Origin of the sequence: Streptomyces sp. WELS2, assembly GCF_013870595.1 — a bacterium.
Taxonomy (GTDB): Bacteria; Actinomycetota; Actinomycetes; order Streptomycetales; family Streptomycetaceae; genus Streptomyces.
In genome coordinates, this window is record NZ_JACBWZ010000591.1 from 1 (window position 1) to 4,044 (window position 4,044).

Consider the following 4,044-nt stretch of genomic DNA (forward strand, 5'->3'; position numbering starts at 1 on the left):
CCCGCCCGGATCCGGTACGCCCGCACCAGCGCCAGGGCGGCCTCGCCCCGTGGCCGCCGTCCCGGGCGGATGTCGACGGCGAACGCCTTCGTCTCCTGGATGTGCGTGTTGGGATCCAGGGACAGGTGCAGCAGTTCGTTGGCCGCGTCGCCGGTGCTGTAGCCGTTCGGGCCCCAGTGGTAGGGCAGCCCCACCTGGTGCAGCGGGCGGCCGCGCACGGTCAGCGGGGTCATCCGGGCGGTGACCAGCACCCGCGCCTCGATCACGCCCCGGGCGCTGACGACCGTCGCCCATCCGGTGTGCGCCAGGCCCCGTTCGGCGGCCAGTTCGGGGGACACCTCGCAGAAGAACTCCGGCTGGAGTTCGGCCAGGTACGGCTGCCAGCGGGACATCCCGCCCGCCGTGTGGTGCTCGGTGAGCCGGTAGGTGGTGGCCACGTAGGGGAACACCGCGGAGCCGGGGTCAGCGCCGCTCGGCTGGTAGCGGTTGTCCGGGTGCGGCGGCAACAACTGCCGTACCGGGTTGCGCTGTTGGTCGTGGAGGAGGTTCGGGACGGGGGAGTCCTGCGGCTCGTAGTGGGCCGGCAGGGGGCCGTCCGTGAGCCCGGAGGGGACGTACAGCCAGCCCTTGCCGTCGGCCTGCATGATGAACGGGTCCGTGCCGGACAGGGCCTCGGGTCCCCTGGCGTCCTCGGGCGGGACGTGGTCCGGCGCCTTGTCCTTCTTGAAGTCGGGGACGTCGTGTCCCGTCCACTCGCCGCGCTCCGCGTCCCACCACACCAGGGCCTTCCGCTCGCTCCACGGCCGGCCCTCGGGGTCGGCCGAGGCGCGGTTGTACAGGATGCGCCGGTTGGCCGGCCACGCCCACGCCCACTCGGCCGCCACCCAGTCCTGCTCCCGGCCAGGCTTGCGGCGGGCCGCCTGGTTGACGCCGTCGGCGTAGACCCCGCAGTAGATCCAGCAGCCGCAGGCCGTCGAGCCGTCGTCCTTCAGCTCCTCGTAGGAGGACAGCGGGCCGCCGTCGGCGAAGCGGCCGTTGATCTCGGCGAGGACGGCCTCCGCGTCCGGTTCGGCGAGCGGGCCCTTCGTCGGGTAGTCCCAGGCCAGGTCGAGCACCGGCCGGTCCATCTCGTCGGCGGACCCGGCGAGCTTCGCCCGGATGATCCGGCCCAGGTGGTAGGCGAACCACAGGTCGCTGCGCGCCTCGCCGGGCGGCTCGACCGCCTGGTGGTGCCACTGGAGCAGCCGCTGGGTGTTGGTGAAGCTGCCGTCCTTCTCGGTGTGCGCGGCGGCCGGCAGGAAGAACACCTCCGTGCGGATGTCCTCGGTGCGCAGCTCGCCGGTCTCGATCTCCGGCCCGTCCCGCCACCAGGTCGCCGACTCGATCAGCGAGAAGTCCCGGACCACCAGCCAGTCGAGGTTCGCCATGCCGAGCCGCATCAGCTTGGAGCCGGCGTTGCCCACCGCCGGGTTCTCGCCGATCAGGAAGTAGCCTTTGCAGACGCCCTCCAGCTGGGCCATCGTCGTCTCGTACGTCGAGTGGGAGCCGGTCAGCCGGGGCAGGTAGTCGAAGCAGAAGTCGTTCTCCGCGCTCGCCGCGTCACCCCAGTAGGCCTTGAGCAGGCTCACCAGGTACGCCCGCATGTTGCCCCAGTAGCCCTTGTGCGCGGCCTCGGCGGCGCAGAACGCGTCCAGGTCCTGGTTCTGGTGCGCGTGCGGCATCGGGATGTAGCCGGGCAGCAGGTTGAACAGGGTCGGGATGTCCGTGGACCCCTGGATGGAGGCGTGCCCGCGCAGCGCCAGGATGCCGCCGCCCGGCCGGCCGATGTTGCCGAGCAGCAGTTGCAGGACGGAGGCGGCCCGGATGTTCTGCACGCCCACCGTGTGCTGGGTCCAGCCGACCGCGTAGGCGAAGGCCGTGGTCCGGTCGCGCCCGGAGTTCTCCGTGACCAGCTCGCACACCCGCCGGAACAGTTCCCGCGGCACGCCGCAGACCTGCTCGACCAGTTCCGGGGTGTAGCGGGCGTAGTGCCGTCTGAGCACCTGGAAGACACAGCGGGGGTGGGACAGCGTCTCGTCCCGCTCCGGCTCGCCCTCGCCGATGACCGCGCCGCCGGAGCCGTGGGCCTCGCCCCGCGCGGCCTCCGTCACGGACGTGCCGCCCCGGGTGCGCTCCTCGTACTCCTGGTCGCGCTCGCCGGAGGCCGCCTGGACCTCGGTGCCCTCGTACTGCCAACTCGTGTTGTCGTAACTGCGGTTGTCACGGTCCAGGCCGGAGAAGACACCGGCCAGGTCCTCGGTGTCCCGGAAGTCCTCCCGCAGGATCACCGGGGCGTTGGTGTACGCCACGACGTACTCGCGGAAGTACTTCTCGTTCCGCAGCACGTGGTTGACGATCCCGCCGAGGAAGGCGATGTCCGTGCCCGCGCGCAGCGGCACGTGCAGGTCGGCGAGCGCGCTGGTGCGGGTGAACCGCGGGTCGACGTGGATCACCTTGGCGCCGCGGGCCTTGGCCTCCATCACCCACTGGAACCCGACCGGATGGCACTCGGCCATGTTCGAGCCCTGGATGACGATGCAGTCCGCGTGCTGGAGGTCCTGCTGGAAGGTGGTCGCGCCGCCGCGGCCGAACGAGGTTCCCAGACCGGGAACGGTGGAGGAGTGTCAAACGCGCGCCTGGTTCTCGATCTGGATCGCTCCCAGCGCGGTGAACAGCTTCTTCAGCAGGTAGTTCTCCTCGTTGTCGAGCGTGGCGCCGCCGAGGCTCGCGATGCCGAGGGTGCGCCGGGTGCGGGTCTCGTCGACCTCCCACTGCCAGCCGGCCCGGCGGGCCTCGATCACCCGGTCGGCGATCATGTCCATCGCCGTGTCCAGGTCCAGCCGCTCCCACCCGGTGCCGTACGGACGCCGGTACAGGACCTGCCGCTCGCGGGCGTCGCCGGTGGTCAGCTGGAGGCTGGCCGCGCCCTTGGGGCACAGCCGGCCGCGGGAGACGGGGGAGTCCGGGTCGCCCTCGATCTGTGTGACCCGGCCGTCCTCGACGTACACGTTCTGGCCGCAGCCCACCGCGCAGTACGGGCAGACGGACTTCACCACCCGGTCGGCCGTGGCCACCCGGGGCGTCAGCCGGGCGCTCGCCGCGCTCTTGGCGGCGGCCCCCCGGCCCAGCGGATCCGTGCCGGTGAGCTGCCGGTAGACCGGCCAGGAGTCGATCCAGGTGCGTACGCCCACGGCTCCTCCTCCCGCTCGGGTGCCTCGATTGTCCCGCCGCCCCGCGCGTACGGCATCCCGGCCGCCCCGGTCCGGGGGCCGTACCGCTGCGGTGTGTCGGTACCCGGACCGGACGACCTGCCCCGTAATGTCCGGTTGGTCACGGTCCCCGAGCGAGTGACGGGAGCGATCGGATGACGGTCAGGGGCGGCGGGGCGAAGGCGGTGACGCCGTGAGGCAGCGTCACGTCTTCGGAACGGTGTTCACGGTGGAGGCGGCCATCGCCGGTGCCGTGTTCCTCGCCGTCCTCGGCCTGCTCGCCTGGACGCTGCTGCGCCACCGCGGCGCCCGCCCCGCCGCCGGTGCCGCAGAGCGCTCCGAACGGCCCCGCCTGGAGGCGTACTACGTCGGCGCCCTGGCCGCCTTCGCGGTCTTCCTCGTGACCTGGACCGCCTGGCAGAACCACCGGGAGCACCCCGCGGCGGGTCCCCGCCCGCTGCGCGTCGACGTCACCGGCTTCCAGTGGTGCTGGACCTTCCGCTACCCCGGCTCCCCGGCCCAACGCAGCGTCACCGGCACCTGTGCGGGCCACGACATGCCCACCCTCGTCGTGCCGGCCGGCCGGACCGTCCAGCTGCGGCTCACCTCCCGGGACGTCGTCCACTCCCTCTGGGTGCCCGGCCTGCGCTACAAGACCGACGCCTTCCCGCACCACGTGAACACCCTCACCCTCACCCTGGACCGGACGGGCCGCTGGCGCGGCCGGTGCGCCGAGTTCTGCGGCCAGCGCCACCACACCATGGACTTCTGGATCAAGGCCGTGCCACCGCGCGCG

The 4,044-nt window shown here is 72.4% G+C and carries 2 protein-coding genes; one reads left to right on the forward strand and one right to left on the reverse strand.

From position 1 onward, the window contains the following. The coding region (fdh, locus tag H5J33_RS26240; protein WP_309485492.1) for a formate dehydrogenase at nt 1-3,230 on the reverse strand (3,230 nt) is incomplete at its 3' end. 211 nt (nt 3,231-3,441) lie between these two features. On the opposite strand from fdh, the gene H5J33_RS38430 reads away from it, so the two are divergent. Then, a partial coding sequence (locus H5J33_RS38430) for a cytochrome c oxidase subunit II (protein ID WP_181797329.1) occupies nt 3,442-4,044 on the forward strand: 603 nt, incomplete at its 3' end.